This is a genomic window from Mesorhizobium sp. M0145 (genome assembly GCF_040322355.1).
Lineage (GTDB): Bacteria > Pseudomonadota > Alphaproteobacteria > Rhizobiales > Rhizobiaceae > Mesorhizobium.
In genome coordinates, this window is record NZ_JAMYTK010000004.1 from 247,829 (window position 1) to 266,398 (window position 18,570).

The window sequence follows — 18,570 nt, forward strand, 5'->3', positions numbered from 1 at the left end:
GAATTCAATAGCTTTGCGTCGAGCGCCGCGCCTTTGTGGCGGCCGGCTGCTTTGACTGTGAACCTGGGTCTGGCGCCGCAGTCTTGACGAGGCCTTTCTTGAATGGCGCCATGCCGAGCCGCGCCAATTCGTCGGCGCGCTCGTTCTCGGGATGGCCGGCATGGCCCTTGACCCAATGCCAGGTGACCTGATGGCGGTTACGCGCCGCGTCGAGCTGCTGCCACAGCTCGGCATTCTTCACCGGCTGCCTGGCGGCCGTCTTCCAGCCGTTGCGCTTCCAGCCGTCGATCCAGCTGAAAATACCGTCCTTGACATAGTTGCTGTCGGTATAAAGATCGACGGCGCAGGGCTCCTTGAGCGCATTAAGCGCCGAGATGGCCGCCAACAGTTCCATACGGTTGTTGGTGGTGGCAGCCTCGCCGCCATGGAGCTCCTTAATTGCGCCGTTGAAGCGCAGGATTGCGCCCCAGCCGCCAGGCCCGGGATTGCCCGAACAGGCACCATCGGTGAAGATTTCAACGCGCTTGGTCATGTCAGTCCATATTCGGAAGGAGAGTTGATCGCCCGGTGGAAGCGCATCCGGCGGATATACTCGGTCGGGTCGCGTTTCATCACCAGCCCGCCGTCCGGGACCGTCAGCCAGTCGTAGAGCCGGGTCAGCATGAAGCGCAGCGCCGAGCCGCGCGCCAGCATCGGCAGCGCAGCTTTCTCGTCACTGCTCAACGGCCGCACGCTTTGGTAGCCGGCAAGCAGCGCCGTGCCCTTGGTCAGATTGAAGGAAAAATCCTTCTCGAAGCACCAGGCGTTCAGGCACGTGGCAACGTCATAGGCGTAGAGGTCGTTGCAGGCGAAATAGAAGTCGATCAGCCCGGACAGTTTCTCGCCGAGGAAGAACACATTGTCCGGGAAAAGATCGGCATGGATGATGCCTCGCGGCAGACCGTTCGGCCAGTTCCGCTCGAAATCGGCGAAATCGGCATCGACCTCGGCAGCCAGTCCCGGCTCGACCTCGTCGGCGCGGGCGCGGGCGGCATTCCACAGCTTGCGCCAGCCATCGATGGCAAGGGCGTTGGGGCGGGTCATCGGAAAATCCGCGCCGGCGAGATGCAGTGCCGCCAGCGCCTTGCCGACCTCGCCGCAATGCGCAGCCGTCGGCCGCCGCAGCGACAGGCCTTCGAGAAAGGTGATGATGACCGCCGGCCGGCCGGCAAGTGTTCCGATCACACCGCCATCATGTGCGGTGACCGGGAGCGGGCACGAAATGCCCTTTCTGGCGAGGTGGGCCATGAGGCCGAGAAAGAACGGCAGGTCAGCCTTTTCGACGCGCTTCTCGTAAAGCGTCAGGATGTAGGAGCCGCTGCTGGTGTGCAGCAGAAAATTCGAGTTTTCGGTACCTTCGGCGATGCCCTTGTAGGACAAGAGGTCGCCGACCGGATAGTTCCTGAGGAATGCGCCGAGCTCGCCCTCGTTGACGTCGGTGTAAACCGCCATCGTTGCTACGCGGCCCCGTTGACGAAGGCCATGTCGGCAGCCGTCAGTTCGACATCGCGCAACACCCGCATCACCGGAAAGTCCTCCGTCTCCGTCGCCGTCACGGCCAGCTCGATGGTCACGTCGAAGCGCTGCCTGAACGCATCGACGATCTCGTCGACGATGATCTCCGGCGCCGAGGCGCCCGCCGACAGGCCGAGCGTCGAAATGCCGGCAATCTCATTCCACGGAATTTCGGAGGCGCGCTGCACAAGAAGCGACATCGAGGCGCCGGCGCGCTCGGCCACTTCGACCAGGCGCCGCGAGTTGGAGGAGTTAGGTGCGCCGACAACCAGGAAGAGATCGGCGCCGGCCGCTGTTTCCTTGACCGCTTCCTGGCGATTGGTGGTGGCATAACAGATCGATTCCGCCGCCGGCGCGTGCAGCTCGGGAAAACGCTGCCGCAGGGCGCGGATAATACCGGCGGTGTCCTCGACCGACAGCGTCGTCTGGGTGACGAAGCCGAGCGCTTGCGGGTCTGCGGGCACGAAGCTTGCGGCGTCGGCCTCGGTCTCGATCAGAGTGACCGCGCCGTCCGGCAACTGGCCCATTGTGCCGATCACCTCCGGATGCCCGGCATGACCGATCAAAAGCACGTGGCGGCCAAGCCGCTGATGGCGCATTGCCTGCTTATGGACCTTCGAGACCAGCGGGCAAGTCGCATCGAGATAGAACAAGTTGCGGGACTGGGCGTCGGCTGGCACCGATTTCGGCACGCCGTGCGCCGAAAAGACGACCGGGCTCTGGCGATGCTCGGGCGGGATCTCGGAGAGCTCCTCGATGAACACCGCGCCGAGGCTTTGCAGCCCTTCGACGACGTAGCGGTTGTGCACGATCTCGTGGCGGACATAGACCGGCGCGCCGTATTTCTTCAGCGCCAGCACGACGATCTGGATGGCACGGTCAACGCCCGCACAGAAACCGCGGGGCTGGCAGAGCCGGATGGTCAGCGGCGGCTTTGTGTGAAGCATGATTGCATCTTACGCTGATTGTAGGCCGGTTGATCGGACTATGACTTCTGAGCTCAAGGCGCGAAATGAGGTGCGCGGCCCTGCCCTGTCAAGGGTAGTGGCGGCGATCATTGGTCTTTCGCCGGGCGGCGGAGCCAGGAGATCAGGACGCCGGCAAGGGCGGCGGCAAGGCCGTACCAGGTTATCGCATATTGCAGATGGCTGTTCGGCAGGTCGATGACGGTGACACCGCCAACTGGCAGCCCGCCGGGGTTGGGCGTGGCGTTCGCATCGATGAAGATCGGCACCAGCGCCGCACCTGTCGGCAGGCCGGCGCTCGAGGCCATCGCGTCACGATCTTTCCAGTAGAAGATATTCTTCTGTGGATCATTGTCGGGAAGCATCATCGAGGGCTTGGCCGGCAGCGGGTTGCGGGCGAGCCCCGTCACCGTCACTTTGCCCGTTACCTGCCCCTGCGGCCGCTTGGCTGGATCCTTGAAATCGTAAGGCACGAAGCCGCGGTTGATCAGCACGAAACGGCCATCGTCGAGCTGTAGCGGCGTGAAGACGTCGAAACCGGACTGGCCTTCCCAGGTGGCGAGGAAATGCCGCTCGTCTTGATGCAGGAAAGTGCCGGTCACTATCACCGGCGTGTAGTCCACGTCGCCGGCGGCAGCAAACCGCTTTTCGAGCTCGGCCAATGGCACAGGCGCCGAATGCGTGCGCTGGTCTATCGTCTGGAGAAGGCCCTCTTTCCAGTGCAGGCGCTGAACCTGCCAGGTGCCGAGCGCCAGCAGGATCAAAAACACGACGATACCCAGGCCGAGCGCCAATGCGCGCTTCGGCCGCGACCGGCCGGCCACCAAACCTGATGCCTCGCTCATTCGCCGCGGTCCAGCTGGCCTTCGGCCGCCTTGTTGCGGTATTGCAGCGTCAGCAGCACGCCCTTGATCAGCCGGAGCGCCGCCAGGCAAAGCACCAGCGTCAGCGGAATCCACAGCAGCAGATGCAGCCAGAGCGGCGGATTGAGCGTCACCTCCATCCACAACGCCAGGCCGACGACGATAAAGCCGATGATCAGGATAACGAACACCGCCGGCCCGTCGCCGGCATCGGCGAAGGAATAATCGAGGCCGCAATTGGAGCAGCGATCACCGACCGTGAGGAACCCGGAGAACAGCTTGCCCTCGCCACAGCGGGGGCAGCGGCCATGCAAGCCGGCCGAGATCGGATCGATTGGTGGCCAGATCGCCTTGTCGTCGCTCATGAGGTCATCCTAGGAGCATTTGCCGCAAAAGATAAGGCGGCCACGTCGCCGCAGCCGCCTTGTCGATTTCCTCAGCTCGATCTCAGTGCGGTTCGATCATCGCGCCGTTCGATGCCCAGACGTAGATCGAGGCAAACAGGAACAGCCACACCACGTCGACGAAGTGCCAATACCAGGCGGCGGCCTCGAAGCCGAAATGCTGCTTGGGCGTGAAGTCGCCCTTCATGGCGCGGATCAGGCAGACCAACAGGAAGATCGTGCCGATGATGACGTGGAAACCATGGAAGCCGGTCGCCATGAAGAAGGTGGCGCCGTAGATCGAATCCCTGAAGCCGAACGGCGCGTGCATGTACTCGTAGGCCTGCACCATGGTGAACAGCATGCCGAGGCCGACGGTCAGCACCAAGCCATTGATCAGGCCCTTGCGGTCGCCGTGGATGAGCGAGTGGTGCGCCCAGGTCACCGTGGTACCTGACAGAAGCAGGATGACGGTGTTGTAGAGCGGCAGATGGAAAGGGTCGAGAACTTCGAGGCCCTTGGGTGGCCAGACGCCGCCGGTGAAGGCGGTACGGGCGTATTGATGGACCTCGCCCGGAAACAGGCTGGCGTCGAAGAAGGCCCAGAACCAGGCGACGAAGAACATCACCTCGGAGGCGATGAACATGATCATGCCGTAGCGCAGATGCAGCGACACGACACGGGTGTGGTGTCCCTCATGCGCCTCCTTGATCGTATCCGACCACCAGGCGAACATCGTGTAGATGACGATCAGCAGGCCGATGAAGAACAGCCATGGATTGGCGACATTGAAACCGAAGATCGGGAAATCGCCGCCCTTGAGGTATTGCATGTAACAGACGCCGCCGAACGCGGTCACCAGCGCCCCGACGGAGCCCAGGAAAGGCCACGGGCTCGGGTCGACAAGGTGGTAGTCATGTTGTGGTTTTGCGTGTGCGTCTGCCATATCAACCCCCGAGGCTTGCTTCGGTATCTGAAATCTTGTTGCGGCGGCCGTCGGCCGGCACCGATGATGCGACCGGCTTGGTCTTGTCGACCGGGAACATCGTGTAGGACAGGGTAATCGTCGTCAGATCCTTCAATTCCGGCGCGTTGACGATGTCGGGATCGACATAGAAGACGACCGGCATGTCCAGTGTCTCCCCCGGCTTCAGTGTCGTGTCGGTGAAGCAGAAACACTCGACCTTGTTGAAGTAAGGTCCGGCCAGTTCAGGCTGCACGTTGAAGGTGGCGCGTCCGGTGATAGGCCGGCTGAATTTGTTCGTCGCGCTGAAATGCGCCTCGGCGGTCTCGCCGATCTTGATGGTGATCGAGCGGGCGACCGGCTGGAATTGCCAGGGAACGCCGGCGGTGTTGGCGTCGAAGCGGATGGTGATGTCGCGATCGAGCACCCGATCGGCATATTGCTGGGTCGCCCGTTTGACGGTGCCGCCGTAGCCTGTCGCCTGGCAGAACATCGCGTAGAGCGGCACCGCGGCGTAGGCCATGCCGATCATGCCGCCGAAGAACGCGATGCAGACGCCGGCGACGACGCGGTTCGTATTCTTCTTCTTAGGATCGGTGACTGTTTGCCTGGTCATGTTCAGCTCACATCGAGCCGGTGGGGCTGTGACCAAATTTCACGATGGTCGCGACGTAGAATATGACGACCAGCGCCGCCAGCGCGAAACCGATTGCGGCCGAGCGATTGCGGCGGGCCTTCTGCTGACGTTCGGTCAGCGTGACCAGTTCAAGCTTCTTTTCGGCCATGCTCATGCTCCACCAATGGTCAGCGCGCGCGCGACGACGCAATCGCCAAGGTAGGCGGCGAAGATGGCGAAGAGATAGAGCAGCGAATAGCCGAACAAGGCCTTGGCCGGCTTCATCGCCCGATCGTCATCGGCCATTTGCAGCACCTTCCACGCATACCAGACGAAGCCGGCGCCGAGCAGCAATGCAACGACGCCATAGGCTGGCGTGGTGAAGCCGAGAACCCAGGGCAGCACGCCAACCGGCGCGAGGACCAGCGCATAGGCAAAGATCTGGCGTCTGGTCGAGGCCTGGCCGGCGACATTCGGCATCATCGGAATGCCTGCCTTGGCGTAGTCCTCCGACTTGAAGAGCGCGAGCGCCCAGAAATGCGGTGGCGTCCACAGGAAAATGATCAGGAACAGCACCAAGCTTTCGAGGCTCACCGATCCGGTTACCGCCGCCCAGCCTATGACCGGCGGAATGGCACCGGCAGCCCCGCCGATGACGATGTTCTGCGGCGTCCAGCGCTTCAGCCACATCGTATAGATGACGGCATAGAAAAAGATCGTGAAGGCCAGAAGCGATGCTGCCAACCAGTTGACCAGCACGCCGAGCGTCATCACCGACAGAACCGACAGCACCAGCCCGAAACTCAATGCCTCGCCTGGCCGGATGCGGCCGGCCGGCACGGGACGGCCGGCGGTGCGCGTCATCACCGCATCGATGTCTGCGTCATACCACATGTTGAGCGCACCGGAGGCGCCGGCGCCGATGGCAATAGCCAGGATCGCGATCACCGCCAGCAGCGGATTGATGGTCACCGGGGCGGCGACCATGCCGACAAACGCGGTGAACACCACCAGCGACATGACGCGCGGCTTCAGCAGGGCGAAGAAATCGCCCGCCGTCGCTTCCGACATGCGGAAGCCTGGCTCGTCAATCAGTCTGTCTTCGGCAAGGGCCATGCGTACTTAAAGTCCATCATTCCGTTGGCCAAAACCGCCGGCCGGCCGGCGGTTCCGTATTAAAGGAGGCAACCGCCTACTTGATCTTCGGCAACTGTTCCCACTGATGGAACGGCGGCGGCGAAGGCAGCTGCCATTCCAGCGTGGTCGCACCCTCGCCCCAAGGATTGGCGCCGGCGACCCGCTTCTTCTGGAACGCCTCGAAGACGCCGAACAGGAAGATGACGACGCCGACAGCCGAGATGTACGAGCCGTAGGACGACACCATATTCCAGCCGGCGAAGGCATCGGGATAGTCGATATAACGACGCGGCATACCGGAAAGCCCGAGGAAGTGCTGCGGGAAAAAGACCAGGTTGACGCCGACGAAAGTGACCCAGAAGTGGGTGTTTGCGATCACCGGCGAGTACATGTAGCCGGTCATTTTCGGGAACCAGTAGTACCAGCCGGCGAAGATCGCGAAGACCGCGCCCAGCGACAGCACGTAGTGGAAGTGCGCGACCACGAAATAGGTGTCGTGCAGCGGGCGGTCGAGGCCGGCATTGGCCAGCTGCACGCCGGTGACGCCGCCAACAGTGAACAGGAAGATGAAGCCGATCGCCCACAGCATTGGGGTCTTGAGCGAAATCGACCCGCCCCACATAGTGGCGATCCACGAGAAGATCTTCACACCCGTCGGCACCGCGATGACCATGGTGGCGAAGACGAAATAGCGCTGGGTGTCGAGCGACAGGCCCGTCGTGTACATGTGGTGGGCCCAGACGATGAAGCCCACCGCGCCGATGGCAACCATCGCATAGGCCATGCCGAGATAGCCAAACACCGGCTTCCTCGAAAAGGTCGAGATGATATGGCTGATGATACCGAAACCCGGCAGGATCAGAATGTAGACCTCCGGATGGCCGAAGAACCAGAACAGGTGCTGGAACAGGATCGGATCGCCGCCGCCGTCCGGGGCGAAGAAGGTGGTGCCGAAATTGCGGTCGGTCAACAGCATCGTGATGCCGCCGGCCAGCACCGGCAACGACAGCAGCAGCAGGAAGGCGGTAATCAGCACCGACCAGGCGAACAGCGGCATCTTGTGCATTGTCATGCCGGGCGCGCGCATGTTGAAGATGGTGGTGATGAAGTTGATGGCGCCAAGAATCGAGGAGGCGCCGGCGATGTGGATTGACAGGATCGCCAGGTCCATGGCCGGTCCGGGCTGGCCCGATGTCGACAGCGGCGGGTAAAGCGTCCAGCCGCCGCCGACGCCGTAGGCGCCGGGCGCACTCGGAACGAAGGCCGAGAAAATCAGCAGGATGAAAGCCGGCGGCAGCAGCCAGAACGAGACGTTGTTCATGCGCGGGAAGGCCATATCCGGCGCGCCGATCATGATCGGCACCATCCAGTTGGCAAAGCCGCCGATCAGCGCCGGCATCACCATGAAGAAGATCATGATCAGCGCATGCGCGGTGGTGAAAGCATTGTACATGCTCTTGCCCCCGTCGATGGCGGCGTCGCCATTCATGCCGTAGACCATCTGCGCCAGGCCAGTGAATATCTGGATGCCCGGCTCCTGCAATTCCATGCGCATGACGACCGACAAGGCGCCACCGATGCAGCCCGCCATGATCGCGAAGATCAGATAAAGCGTACCGATGTCCTTGTGGTTGGTCGAATACACCCACCGGACCCAGCCATGATACGGCTTGTGGTCGTGGTCGTCGTGAGCTGCAGCGTGCGCCATGGTCGGCTCCGTTCCCTGAATCTTTTCTGGTCGCGGCATCAATTGCCGGCGGCCGCTACCTTGTTCGTGCCATCGACCTCGGCCATCAGCGCCTTGTTGGCGCCGGGAAGGTCGGTTTTGGCTGCCGCCAGCCAGGTCTTGTATTGTGCATCGGAGACGACGCGAATGGCGATCGGCATGAAGGCGTGGTCCTTGCCGCAGAGTTCCGAGCACTGGCCGTAATAGAGGCCTTCCTTGTCGGCCTTGAACCAGACCTCGTTGATGCGGCCCGGCACCGCGTCGGTCTTGATGCCGAAGGACGGCATGGCAAAGGCGTGAATGACGTCGGTCGCCGTCACCAGCACGCGGGTCATGGTGCTGACCGGCACCACCATCTCATTGTCGACGGCGAGCAGGCGCGGATACTCGGCGCGATCTTCCTTGCCGGCAGCAGCCCTGTCGGCATCCTGAAGGATCGCGGAATTAAAGGAAAGCGTGTTGTCGACCTGGTATTCGTAGTCCCAGTTCCACTGATTGCCGGTCGCCTTGACGGTCAGCTTGGCTTCTTCCGGCGGCGTGTATTGCGCGGTCAGCAGCTGGAACGAGGGAATGGCGAGACAGAGCAGGATGACCACGGGACCGACAGTCCAGATGACCTCGATCAGCGTGTTGTGGCTGGTGCGCGACGGCGTCGGGTTGACGCTCGCCCGGAACCGCAAAATGCAGTAGGCGATCAGGAAAAGCACCAAGGCGGTGATCACAATGATGAACGCGAAAGAGTAGTTCCCGAACCACTCGATCTGCCGCATAATGTCGGTTGCCGGAGGCTGAAAACTGGTTTCCCAAGGTTGGGGCTGGGCTGCATGAGCGGATGCAGCGGCAAACAACGTGGCGGCGGCACTAGCTACGATTTTGGCGGTTGCCAGGAATTTTCTCATCGCCCTCGTCATCTCCCAGTTCCTCGCGATCGGACCGCAAGAATGTCGAACAATGCCGGGACGGGAATCCCGGACAATTCAAGGCTGGTTCAAACCATACTCTATTTGCCTCCGCAAGAAAGGAGCGCCGGAACCCGTGCGGCATTTTTGCGCGCAAGCGCGGCTGTGGCTTCGTGCGGTGACTGCTTGCCGCGAATCACCGGAGCGGCATCCGGGTAGAATGAGCCGCGCGGCGTGCGGAGCCGTCGCAATTAGGGCGAAATTGGCACTGAAAAGCGCATTGTCGCCTGTGTCGGGGCAGATCGCTGGGGTCTCGTCCTTTACTTGGGTTTAGTGCGGCTTAAAGTGCCGTGATTCGCAATGGAGCCGTCATGAACCCTTGGCTTTCGAGAACCTTGGCGAAGGTCATCTTTGTTGCCGCCGCAATAGCCTTGTCCGGCGCCGGCCTGGCCAATGCCGCGCAGCCAAGCGGCACGGTGAAGTCAACGCATGGGGCGTGGTCGATCATCTGCGATACGCCCGCCGGTGCTACATCCGAACAATGCGTGATGATGCAGAACGTCGTCGCCGAGGACCGTCCGGAAATGGGTCTTTCCGTTGTCGTGCTGCGCACAGCCGACAACAAGGCCGAAATCCTGCGTGTGCTGGCGCCGCTCGGCGTGCTGTTGCCCAACGGCCTCGGCCTCAATGTCGACGGCAAGGATATCGGCCGCGCCTATTTCGTGCGCTGTTTCCAGGACGGCTGCTATGCCGAGGTCATCCTGGAAAAGCCGCTGCTCGACACGCTGAAGACCGGTACGTCCGCCACCTTCATCGTCTTCCAGACGCCGGAAGAGGGCATCGGCATTCCCGTCGACCTCAAGGGTTTCGCCGACGGCTTCGCCGCCCTGCCTTGAGACTGGGTCTTGTAGCATGATCCAGTGATGTTGACCGGCCGAGGTCACGGCAAATCTCATTTCAGATTGTCTGTGCGGGCCTTCGCGCCTACATCGTGGGAAACAATCCTCCTGCGAATGGACCTGCCATGAACAGCCTGATCGGCCAATTTGACATTTCCGACGATCGCATCAAGCAAATCGTTGCCGAGACTATTAACGGCGCCGACGACGGCGAACTGTTTCTCGAATATAGCGAAAGCGAATCGCTGATGTTCGACAATGGCAAGCTGAAGACCGCGAATTTCAACACCGACCAGGGTTTCGGCCTGCGCGCCGTCGCCGGCGAAGCCAGCGGCTACGCCCATTCCAGCGATCTCTCCGAAGCCTCGCTGCTGCGCGCCGCCGATGCCGTTTCGACGGTGAAGAGCGGCTATTCCGGTACGCTTGCCGCAGCGCCTGCCCGCACCAACCGCCATCTCTACGGCGACGGAAACCCTATCCCCTCGCCTTCCTTCGAGGCCAAGGCCAAGCTGCTTCAGGAAATCGATGCATGGCTGCGGGCCGAGGATCCGCGCGTCAGGCAGGTGACGGCGTCGCTCGCCGCCTCCTGGCAGCATGTCGAGATCGTGCGCGCCGACGGCCAGATGGTGCGCGACATCCGTCCGCTGGTCAGGATCAACGTGTCGGTGGTGGTCGGCGACGGCGACCGCCAGGAGAGCGGCTCCTACGGCATGGGAGGCCGCAAGGATTTTGGTGAATTCCTGATCGAGGACAGCTGGCGGCACGCGGCCAAGGAGGCATTGCGGCAAGCGCTGGTCAATCTCGAAGCGGTTCCAGCACCTGCCGGCACTTTCGACATCGTGCTGTCGAGCGGCTGGCCGGGCGTCATGTTGCACGAGGCGGTCGGCCACGGGCTGGAGGGCGATTTCAACCGCAAGAAGACGTCGGCCTTTGCCGGCCTGCTTGGCCAGCAGGTGGCAGCGAAAGGCGTCACCGTCGTTGACGACGGCACCATGCCCGAGCGGCGTGGCTCGCTTACCGTCGATGATGAGGGCACGCCATCGGCCCATAACGTGCTGATCGACGATGGCAAGCTGGTCGGCTACATGCAGGATCGTCAGAACGCCCGGCTAATGGGCATGAAAGCCACCGGCAACGGGCGACGCCAAGGTTATGCGCACGAACCGATGCCGCGCATGACCAACACCTACATGACAGCAGGCGACATGGAGCCGGACGAGATCATCGCCTCGGTCAAGAACGGCATCTATGCCGTGTCGTTCGGTGGCGGCCAGGTAGACATCACTTCGGGCAAGTTCGTGTTCGGCTGCACCGAAGCCTACATGATCGAGAACGGCAAGGTGACGCAACCGATCAAGGGCGCCATGCTGATCGGCAACGGGCCGGATGCCATGCATCGTGTGGCGATGATCGGCAACGACATGAAGCTCGACACCGGCATCGGCATGTGCGGCAAGGCCGGACAGGGCGTGCCGGTCGGCGTCGGCCAGCCGCATCTCAGGATGAACCAGATGACAGTCGGCGGCACCAGGGTTTGATGCCGCTGGCGCGTTCCGGTAACATCGCCTTCTAAATGATGTTCCGAATGCCCGGTGTCTTCGACCATGTCCAAAGCCAAAATCGTCATCCTGACAGGCGCCGGCATTTCCGCGGAATCGGGCGTCGCCACGTTCCGGGATCCCGACGGGGTCTGGGCGAAATACGACCTGCAGGACGTGGCCACGCCGCAAGGTTTTGTGCGCGACCCCGTAAAGGTGCAGGATTTCTACAATATGCGCCGGCGGCAGATGGGCAGCGTCGAGCCGAATGCGGCACACGCCGCGCTGGCCAAGCTCGAGCAGAAATTCCCAGGCGACGTCCTCGTCGTCACGCAGAATATCGACGACCTGCATGAGCGCGCCGGTTCGCGCAAACTGATCCATATGCATGGAGAACTGGGCCATGCCCTTTGCCTGAGCTGCGGGCAAAGCAGCACCTGGGCTGACGACATCGCTGCCCATTCGGCCTGTCCAGCGTGTGGTGCAAAAGGTCAATTGAGGCCTGACGTGGTCTGGTTCGGCGAAATGCCTTACCGCATGGAGGAGATCGGCGAAGCGCTGAGGCGCTGCGACCTGTTCGTGGCCATCGGCACCAGTGGGAGTGTCTACCCGGCAGCAGGTTTCGTGGAGGAGGCACGCGCGGCCGGAGCCCTAACAGCCGAACTCAATCTGAAATGCGCCGGCTGGGCCTCCCGTTTCGACGAGCAGATGGAAGGGCCGGCGACACAAGTGGTGCCCGCCTTCGTCGAGCGCGTCCTTTCAGGCGCAGGCTAGCACCGTCTGGCTATGCAGCCTTGAATTCAGCGCGCGATCAGCATCTTTGTTATGTCGGGAGAGGAACTGTGACCGCTGCCGGAGAAAAGCTAGAAGTCACCAGTTCGACCGACGATCAAGTCGTACTGCCTGTTCCAGTCTTGCCTTTAACGCGGCCAGAGGACGTGTTTGGATCCCTGCCCCACAAAGGCAGGCCGAAGACGTTGGAAGAGATGGAGGCGGGTGTGCTCGCCGCGGCTCGAACTGCCCTAAAGCCATGAAGCCGCTGTTTTCGGCAGGCGATGGTCGGGATCGATGATTTCAAGACCTGGAGCATCGTTTTCGCTCCAGCGCCACAGCGCGACGCATGTGCCGCCGGGCGACATGAAGGACGGGTAGATCACGCCGTGCAGCCCGTCGGCAAGCAAGCGGTCTCTCAGCTGGTGCGTCTCGGGCACAAAGCCTCTATCCAGCATGTCGCGCCATTCGCATCGGTGAATGTCGGCCGTTACACCAAGCTTCGCCAGCGTATCGGCGTCTGTCAGGTCGGCCAGCCGGGCGCCTGATAGTTCCAACTGTGCAATCAGCGCCGGATGCTGGACGAAACCCTGATTGTACTCGGCCCAAGCCGTGGACAGTTCCCGGGCGGCGTAGATCGCCGGCGCGCCAATCGGATTCCAGCGGCCGCCGAAGCGGGCCGCGCCGTCACTCGGCAGATGTGCCCAGCGCGGCACAAAAGCGCGCCACAGGGTCAGCCTGGTTTCAGGCATAGATGCCGGAGCGGACTGCCTCCAGATAGGCAAGCACCTTGTCCGTCTTGCCTTCGCGAACCAGATCGTAGGCGGTCTTTCCGGCCCAACCGGGGATCGGCTGATGCTTGAACCAGATCGCCGCACGATGTTCATCACCGGCCATCTCGCCGGCCATCGCCAGGATACGGACGATGGGACTCAATGCGGCGTCGACCTTGCGCGCACCGGACTTGGCGGCAAGCGTGTTGCGCGCGAGACCGGTCAGCCCCGCCAGTTCTGTCATATTGACCCCTAGCAGTTCAGCGACCCGCCTTGGAGAGAGAAACGGCGCCCGCTCCTCGCCGAAGCGCGATGCCGAAATTTCGAAGGCTGCGGTGCTCATGGCAATTTCCTAGCACAGTTTGAACGACGTGCGCTTAAAATGTGCTTTTTTGGTGCGCGTTTCAAGCCCTGGCTGCTAGCGCCTTCGTCTCGGCTTCTCCAACAGCGCCACGGCCTCGACATGCGGCGACCACAGGAACTGGTCGATCGGCGTCACGCTCTTCAGGGTGTAGCCGCCGTCCATGAGGATGCGTAGGTCCCGCGCCAGCGTTACCGGATTGCAAGATACCGCGGCGACGAGCGGCACGTCGGAGCGCGCGATCTGCTTCGACTGGTCCTCGGCGCCGGCGCGAGGGGGGTCGAAGACAACGCCGTCAAAGGCATTCAACTCCTTGAATGTGAGCGGCCTCCGGAACAGGTCGCGACGTTCGCCGGTCACCCGCTTCAGGCCGCTGGCGAAACGGAATGCCCGGTCAAGCGCCGCGAGTGCTGCCGCATCGCCTTCCACCGCGTGAACCTCCGATCTTGCGGCCAGGCGCAGCGCGAAGCTGCCGCAGCCGGCGAAGAGATCGGCGACCTTTTTGGCGCGCGCGAAATGCTGGCCGACAATGTTGGCCATCGCCTGTTCGGCAGCCTCGGTCGCCTGCAGGAAAGCGCCCGGAGTCACTGCGACGGCGACGCCGCCAAACAGGACGACCGGTTTCTTTGGTTCGATAATGATCTCGCCGTCGACCGACAGCCTGGCTAGCCCCTCGGCGATGACGAAGTTGGAAGCGACGCGGCGCTGGTTCTCGCCGAGCTTGCCGGAATCGTGAACCGCGACATCGAGGCCGGAACCGGTCACCGTCACCGCCATGTGGAACGATTTGGTCGTGGTGCAGATCAGTCCGGCAAGCATCCTCAAACGGTCGAGCGCAGCGACGATCTGCGGCAGCGAGATCGGGCATTCCTCGATCGAGATGATCTCGGATGACAGCGCGCGAACGAAGCCGAACTGCATTCCCGCCTCGCTCCGCCGGGCGGTGAAGACGACGCGGCGGCGCGTGTGCGGCGCGCACGGCACCAGCGCCCCGACATCGCAAGCGATGCCCTTGCTCTTCAGCGCATGCACGACCTTTTCGCGCTTCCACCGGTGATAGGCTTCAGTCTCGAGATGCTGGACGGCGCAGCCGCCGCACGCGCCGAAATGCCGGCACGGCGGATCGACCCGCAACGGCGAAGCCTCAAGGACCGACATCAAGGTGGCGCGATCTTTCTCCCGCGCGGCGGTGACGACCTCTCCCGGCAGCGCGAACGGAATGAAAACCTCGCCGGTTTCTGTCTCGGCGATGCCGTCGCCCTGCGAGCCCAACCTTGCGATCGTGAAACGGGTGCTCATCGCTTCTGGGTCTCGACGTCCTTGATGCCGCCGAGCAGGAACTCGCGGTTGCCGTCGCCGCCCTCTATCGGTGACAGATGAAGCCCCAGCGAGCGCCAGCCGGGAATGGCATCGAGCCAGTCCTGCATCAGGCCGGCAATGCGCGCCGCATCATAGGGGTCCTTCAGCAGGCCGCCCTTGCCGATCGCCTCGCGGCCGGCCTCGAATTGCGGCTTGACCAGAAACACAGCTTTTGCGCTATTCCTGGCCAAGGCAAGCGCCGGCGGCAGCGCCAGTTTCAGCGATATGAAGCTGACATCCGAGACGATGAAATCCGGCACACGGCCGCCGAGATCGGCGGCCGACAGTTCGCGCGCATTCAGGCCTTCAATTACCGTCACGCGCGGATCGCCGGCGATGTTGGAGTGCATCTGGCCGTGCCCGACATCGATCGCCGTGACATGCGCCGCGCCGCGTTCGAGCAGCACCTGCGTGAAGCCGCCGGTCGAGGCGCCGACATCGAGCGCTTCGCTGCCGGTGGGGTCGAGGGCGAAATGGTCGAGACCAGCCTTCAGCTTCAGTGCAGCGCGCGACACGTAACCTTGCGCCGGATCGTCAACGACGATGTTGCACTCAAGCAGAACGGCCTGGCCCGGCTTGAGGGCGACGATGCCATCGACCGTCACGGTGCCGCGCTCGACCGCGTCGCGGGCACGCGAGCGGCTGGCAAACAGGCCGCGCTGGACGAGCAATTCGTCGAGCCGCTGGCGTATGCTGGCTGGCGGAAGGGAAGTCATCGGCCTTCATGGCGAAAGCCAACGATGATGGCAAGGAATTTGGCGATCAGACAAGGCATAGTTGGAAAGGCGGTGAGCGCATCAAGCCGCTGCGCTGTTTGTCGAGCCTCGCACGAGACCCGACGCAATGCTAAGAAAGAGATGCCGTTTAGCCGTCGAAACGTGGAGGAGGAACATGCTGACGGGAACCTGCCACTGCGGCGCAGCCCACTGGACCCTGGAGGGCGATCCCGGTTCGATCACTGCCTGCAATTGCACACTTTGCCGTCGCTACGGCACGCTCTGGGCTTACGACTATGTCGACGAACGCATCCGCCTTGCCGGGCCCGTAAGCGCCTATCGGCGCGTCGGAAAGGCTCATCCTTCGCTTGAGATTCTCTTCTGCCCAACCTGCGCTTGCGTCCTGGCCTGGCGCGGTTTGCATCCCGAGGCGGCTGGGCGCTACCGCATCGCCGTCAATGTGAGGCTTGCGCCGCCCGAGGCCGTCGCCGATCTCCCGATCGACCATTTCGAGGGTCTCGATACATTCGAGGATTTGCCGAGAGATGGTCGCTGTGTGCGGGACATGTGGTTCTAGTTTCTAGAGTCTCTTCGGGATCATGCTTTAGAATATGGTCCGCGAAACCCGCCGTTCGACGGCCGGCGTCAGACCGTCGCTGCTGTCGCCGGACACCTGTGTGCGCGGTCGGTCAGCGGAACTGGACGTCTTCGGCAAGGTATCGGGCACGACGACGAATTGCGGCGCCTGCTTGTAGGAAAAGCCGCCGCGGATTTCGCCGATCTTACCGGCGACGATGCCCATCACCGCCTTTTCGAGTTTGCGGTCGTAGCGCGTTTCGGCTGTAGCCGACAAGACGAAGATGGCCGCAAGCGCGATGCCGCCCAAAAGCGATCTCATTGTTCTGCTTTCCGCTGCCTGGTTGCCTTCTAGCAGGGCGGCGTTGAAAAACGGCCAAAGGACACGGTAAGCAGATCACCAAACGGCAGCGTAAACAGCATCTTACGACCGTCCGCCGGCAATTTTATTCAAGCAGTTGAGAATTTGATTCAGACTGGCATCTTGCAGCCAAGTTGAATCGCGTCGGCGTCGCGGGAATGCGTCTAAAAGCTAGGCGCGCTGGGCCTGCGCGGTATGCCCCAGCGCCACGAACACGGTGCGCACGATGCCGGCGCTGTCCAGCCCGGCATCGGCATACATCTTTTCCGGCTTGGCATGGTCGACAAATGTATCGGGCAGCACCAGCGGGCGCACCTTCAGGCCGCTCTCCAGCAGCCCTTCATGGGCCAGGAACTGCAGCACATGGCTGGCGAAGCCGCCGACCGCGCCCTCTTCCACCGTCACCAGTATCTCGTGCGAACGGGCCAGCCGCCGGATCAGGTCCTCGTCGAGCGGCTTGGCAAAACGGGCATCGGCGACCGTGGTCGAAAGCCCGGCCGCGCCAAGCTCCTCGGCCGCGGCCAGGCAATCCTGCAGCCTGGTGCCGAAGGAAAGCAGCGCAACCTTGGTGCCTTCCCTGACGATCCGGCCCTTGCCGATCTCCAATACCGAGCCGCGTTGCGGCATCTCGACACCAACGCCGTTACCGCGCGGGTAGCGGAAGGCGATCGGGCCGTCATCGTAGCTTGCAGCGGTGCGTACCATGTGGCGCAGCTCGGCCTCATCGGCCGCGGCCATGACGACGAAACCGGGCAGCGTCGCCAGGAAGGTCGTGTCGAAGGCGCCGCAATGGGTGGCACCATCGGCGCCGACGAAGCCGGCGCGATCGATCGGAAAGCGCACCGGCAATTTCTGGATCGCCACGTCGTGGACGACCTGGTCGTAGGCGCGCTGCAGGAAGGTCGAGTAGATCGCCGCGAAAGGCCTGAAGCCTTCCGTGGCAAGGCCGGCGGCGAAGGTCACCGCATGTTGCTCGGCGATGCCGACATCGAAGGTCCTCGCCGGAAACGCTTCGCCGAACAGGTCAAGCCCGGTGCCGTTCGGCATGGCGGCGGTGATGGCGACGATGCGGTCGTCCTCTCGGGCCTCCTGGATCAGGCTTTCGGCAAACACCTTGGTGTAGCTCGGCGCATTGGCGGGCGCCTTGGCCTGGGCGCCGGTGATGACGTCGAATTTGTTGACGCCATGATATTTGTCGGCCGCCGCCTCGGCCGGGGCGTAGCCCTTGCCCTTCTGGGTCACGACGTGGATCAGCACCGGGCCGTCGGCATTGTCGCGGACGTTCTTCAGCACCGGGATCAGGTGCTCGAGGTTGTGACCGTCGATCGGGCCGATGTGGTAGAACCCCATTTCCTCGAACAACGTGCCGCCGGTGACGTAACCGCGCGCATGCTCGACCGCTCGCTTGATGGCGCGATCGGCGCGCTCGCCGAGATACGACGTCAGCTTCTTGCCGAAATCGCGCAAGCCCAGATAGGTCTTGCCCGACGCCAGACGGGCCAGATAGGCGCTCATTGCGCCGGTCGGCGGAGCGATCGACATATCGTTGTCGTTCAAGATGACGATCAGCCGGGCATCGAGTGCGCCGGCATTGTTCATCGCCTCATAGGCCATGCCGGCCGACATGGCGCCGTCGCCGATGACGGCAATGACATTGTTGCGGCCATCGGACAGATCGCGCGCCATCGCCATGCCGAGGCCGGCTGAAATCGAGGTCGAGGAGTGGGCTGCGCCGAACGGATCGTATTCGCTCTCGACGCGACGCGTGAAGCCGGACAGGCCGCCCTCCTGCCGCAGCGTGCGGATGCGGTCGCGGCGGCCGGTCAGGATCTTGTGCGGATAGGCCTGGTGGCCGACGTCCCAGATCAGCCGGTCGTCCGGCGTGTTGAAGACGTAGTGCAGCGCGACGGTCAGTTCGACGACGCCAAGGCCGGCGCCGAGGTGGCCGCCGGTGTGGGAAACGACGTCGATCAGTTCGGCGCGAAGCTCTGACGCCAGCTGCGGCAGGTCGCCTTCGGCAAGCGTGCGCAAATCGGCTGGGACGCGGACCTTGTCGAGAAGCGGCGTATCGGGCTTTGCGTTCACTGTTTGCGAGCCTGGTCAGATTTT

At 62.8% G+C, this 18,570-nt stretch carries 21 protein-coding genes; 4 read left to right on the forward strand and 17 right to left on the reverse strand.

The annotated features are described in order from the left end of the window. Positions 1-4 precede the first annotated feature (4 nt). The 11 genes from rnhA to coxB form a co-directional block, all read right to left on the reverse strand. Entirely contained in the window at positions 5-532 is a 528-nt protein-coding gene (gene rnhA / locus NKJ28_RS10190; protein ID WP_352593371.1) for a ribonuclease HI, read from the reverse strand. Then, on the reverse strand, positions 529-1,491 hold the full coding sequence (locus NKJ28_RS10195) for a homoserine kinase (protein ID WP_352635325.1): 963 nt from the start codon (positions 1,489-1,491) through the stop codon (positions 529-531). Before NKJ28_RS10195 ends, rnhA begins: the two co-directional genes overlap by 4 nt. A 5-nt stretch (positions 1,492-1,496) precedes the next feature. Continuing rightward, positions 1,497-2,501, reverse strand: coding sequence for a 4-hydroxy-3-methylbut-2-enyl diphosphate reductase (gene ispH / locus NKJ28_RS10200; protein ID WP_352593368.1), 1,005 nt, complete (start codon positions 2,499-2,501; stop codon positions 1,497-1,499). Between the two features lie 107 nt (positions 2,502-2,608). Then, positions 2,609-3,364, reverse strand: coding sequence for an SURF1 family protein (locus tag NKJ28_RS10205; RefSeq protein WP_352593365.1), 756 nt, complete (start codon positions 3,362-3,364; stop codon positions 2,609-2,611). Beyond that, positions 3,361-3,747: a DUF983 domain-containing protein gene (locus NKJ28_RS10210; RefSeq protein WP_352593362.1), complete on the reverse strand. Its 387-nt coding sequence runs from the start codon at positions 3,745-3,747 to the stop codon at positions 3,361-3,363. The genes NKJ28_RS10205 and NKJ28_RS10210 overlap by 4 nt, the downstream gene beginning before the upstream one ends. Before the next feature lie 82 nt (positions 3,748-3,829). After that, a complete protein-coding gene (locus NKJ28_RS10215) occupies positions 3,830-4,711 on the reverse strand; it encodes a cytochrome c oxidase subunit 3 (RefSeq protein ID WP_023674137.1) in 882 nt (293 codons plus the stop codon). Between the two features lies 1 nt (position 4,712). Beyond that, positions 4,713-5,345 (reverse strand): cytochrome c oxidase assembly protein, encoded by a 633-nt coding sequence (locus tag NKJ28_RS10220; protein WP_352593359.1) that lies wholly within the window; start codon positions 5,343-5,345, stop codon positions 4,713-4,715. A 7-nt stretch (positions 5,346-5,352) separates the two neighbouring features. Next, positions 5,353-5,520: a cytochrome c oxidase system small membrane protein gene (locus NKJ28_RS10225; protein WP_502898063.1), complete on the reverse strand. Its 168-nt coding sequence runs from the start codon at positions 5,518-5,520 to the stop codon at positions 5,353-5,355. Beyond that, positions 5,517-6,461: a heme o synthase gene (locus tag NKJ28_RS10230; protein WP_352483710.1), complete on the reverse strand. Its 945-nt coding sequence runs from the start codon at positions 6,459-6,461 to the stop codon at positions 5,517-5,519. Before NKJ28_RS10230 ends, NKJ28_RS10225 begins: the two co-directional genes overlap by 4 nt. Positions 6,462-6,537: 76 nt before the next feature. Beyond that, entirely contained in the window at positions 6,538-8,190 is a 1,653-nt protein-coding gene (gene ctaD, locus NKJ28_RS10235) for a cytochrome c oxidase subunit I (protein ID WP_031211058.1), read from the reverse strand. A gap of 38 nt (positions 8,191-8,228) precedes the next feature. After that, the gene (gene coxB / locus NKJ28_RS10240; protein WP_352635328.1) at positions 8,229-9,119 is read right to left on the reverse strand and encodes a cytochrome c oxidase subunit II; all 891 of its coding nucleotides are present in this window, start codon (positions 9,117-9,119) and stop codon (positions 8,229-8,231) included. A 359-nt stretch (positions 9,120-9,478) separates the two neighbouring features. Here coxB and NKJ28_RS10245 point away from each other — a divergent pair, with 359 nt between their 5' ends. The 3 genes from NKJ28_RS10245 to NKJ28_RS10255 all read left to right on the forward strand — a co-directional run bounded on the left by NKJ28_RS10245 (position 9,479) and on the right by NKJ28_RS10255 (position 12,318). Beyond that, positions 9,479-10,003, forward strand: coding sequence for an invasion associated locus B family protein (locus NKJ28_RS10245; protein WP_023674131.1), 525 nt, complete (start codon positions 9,479-9,481; stop codon positions 10,001-10,003). Between the two features lie 128 nt (positions 10,004-10,131). Next, a complete protein-coding gene (tldD, locus tag NKJ28_RS10250; RefSeq protein ID WP_352456885.1) occupies positions 10,132-11,544 on the forward strand; it encodes a metalloprotease TldD in 1,413 nt (470 codons plus the stop codon). 66 nt (positions 11,545-11,610) lie between these two features. Beyond that, positions 11,611-12,318: an NAD-dependent deacylase gene (locus tag NKJ28_RS10255; protein ID WP_352635330.1), complete on the forward strand. Its 708-nt coding sequence runs from the start codon at positions 11,611-11,613 to the stop codon at positions 12,316-12,318. 248 nt (positions 12,319-12,566) lie between these two features. On the opposite strand, the gene NKJ28_RS10260 is transcribed toward NKJ28_RS10255, so the two are convergent. From NKJ28_RS10260 to NKJ28_RS10275, 4 genes are all read right to left on the reverse strand, one after another. Further along, on the reverse strand, positions 12,567-13,094 hold the full coding sequence (locus NKJ28_RS10260) for an RES family NAD+ phosphorylase (protein WP_502897587.1): 528 nt from the start codon (positions 13,092-13,094) through the stop codon (positions 12,567-12,569). Continuing rightward, positions 13,060-13,431 (reverse strand): antitoxin Xre/MbcA/ParS toxin-binding domain-containing protein, encoded by a 372-nt coding sequence (locus NKJ28_RS10265; protein ID WP_352635334.1) that lies wholly within the window; start codon positions 13,429-13,431, stop codon positions 13,060-13,062. Before NKJ28_RS10265 ends, NKJ28_RS10260 begins: the two co-directional genes overlap by 35 nt. A gap of 75 nt (positions 13,432-13,506) precedes the next feature. Beyond that, positions 13,507-14,748, reverse strand: a complete 1,242-nt coding sequence (locus NKJ28_RS10270; protein ID WP_352635336.1) for a class I SAM-dependent RNA methyltransferase — start codon at positions 14,746-14,748, stop codon at positions 13,507-13,509. Further along, positions 14,745-15,524 carry a TlyA family RNA methyltransferase gene (locus NKJ28_RS10275; RefSeq protein ID WP_352635338.1) on the reverse strand — a complete coding sequence of 260 codons (780 nt, stop codon included), beginning with the start codon at positions 15,522-15,524 and terminating at the stop codon, positions 14,745-14,747. The genes NKJ28_RS10270 and NKJ28_RS10275 overlap by 4 nt, the downstream gene beginning before the upstream one ends. Positions 15,525-15,699: 175 nt before the next feature. Between NKJ28_RS10275 and NKJ28_RS10280 the strand changes: the two genes are divergently transcribed. Then, positions 15,700-16,101 carry a GFA family protein gene (locus NKJ28_RS10280; protein ID WP_023674122.1) on the forward strand — a complete coding sequence of 134 codons (402 nt, stop codon included), beginning with the start codon at positions 15,700-15,702 and terminating at the stop codon, positions 16,099-16,101. A gap of 27 nt (positions 16,102-16,128) precedes the next feature. Here NKJ28_RS10280 and NKJ28_RS10285 read toward each other — a convergent pair whose 3' ends face one another. Then, a complete protein-coding gene (locus NKJ28_RS10285) occupies positions 16,129-16,422 on the reverse strand; it encodes a hypothetical protein (RefSeq protein ID WP_352635340.1) in 294 nt (97 codons plus the stop codon). Between the two features lie 210 nt (positions 16,423-16,632). Next, the gene (dxs, locus tag NKJ28_RS10290; RefSeq protein WP_352635342.1) at positions 16,633-18,546 is read right to left on the reverse strand and encodes a 1-deoxy-D-xylulose-5-phosphate synthase; all 1,914 of its coding nucleotides are present in this window, start codon (positions 18,544-18,546) and stop codon (positions 16,633-16,635) included. Positions 18,547-18,570: the final 24 nt, after the last annotated feature.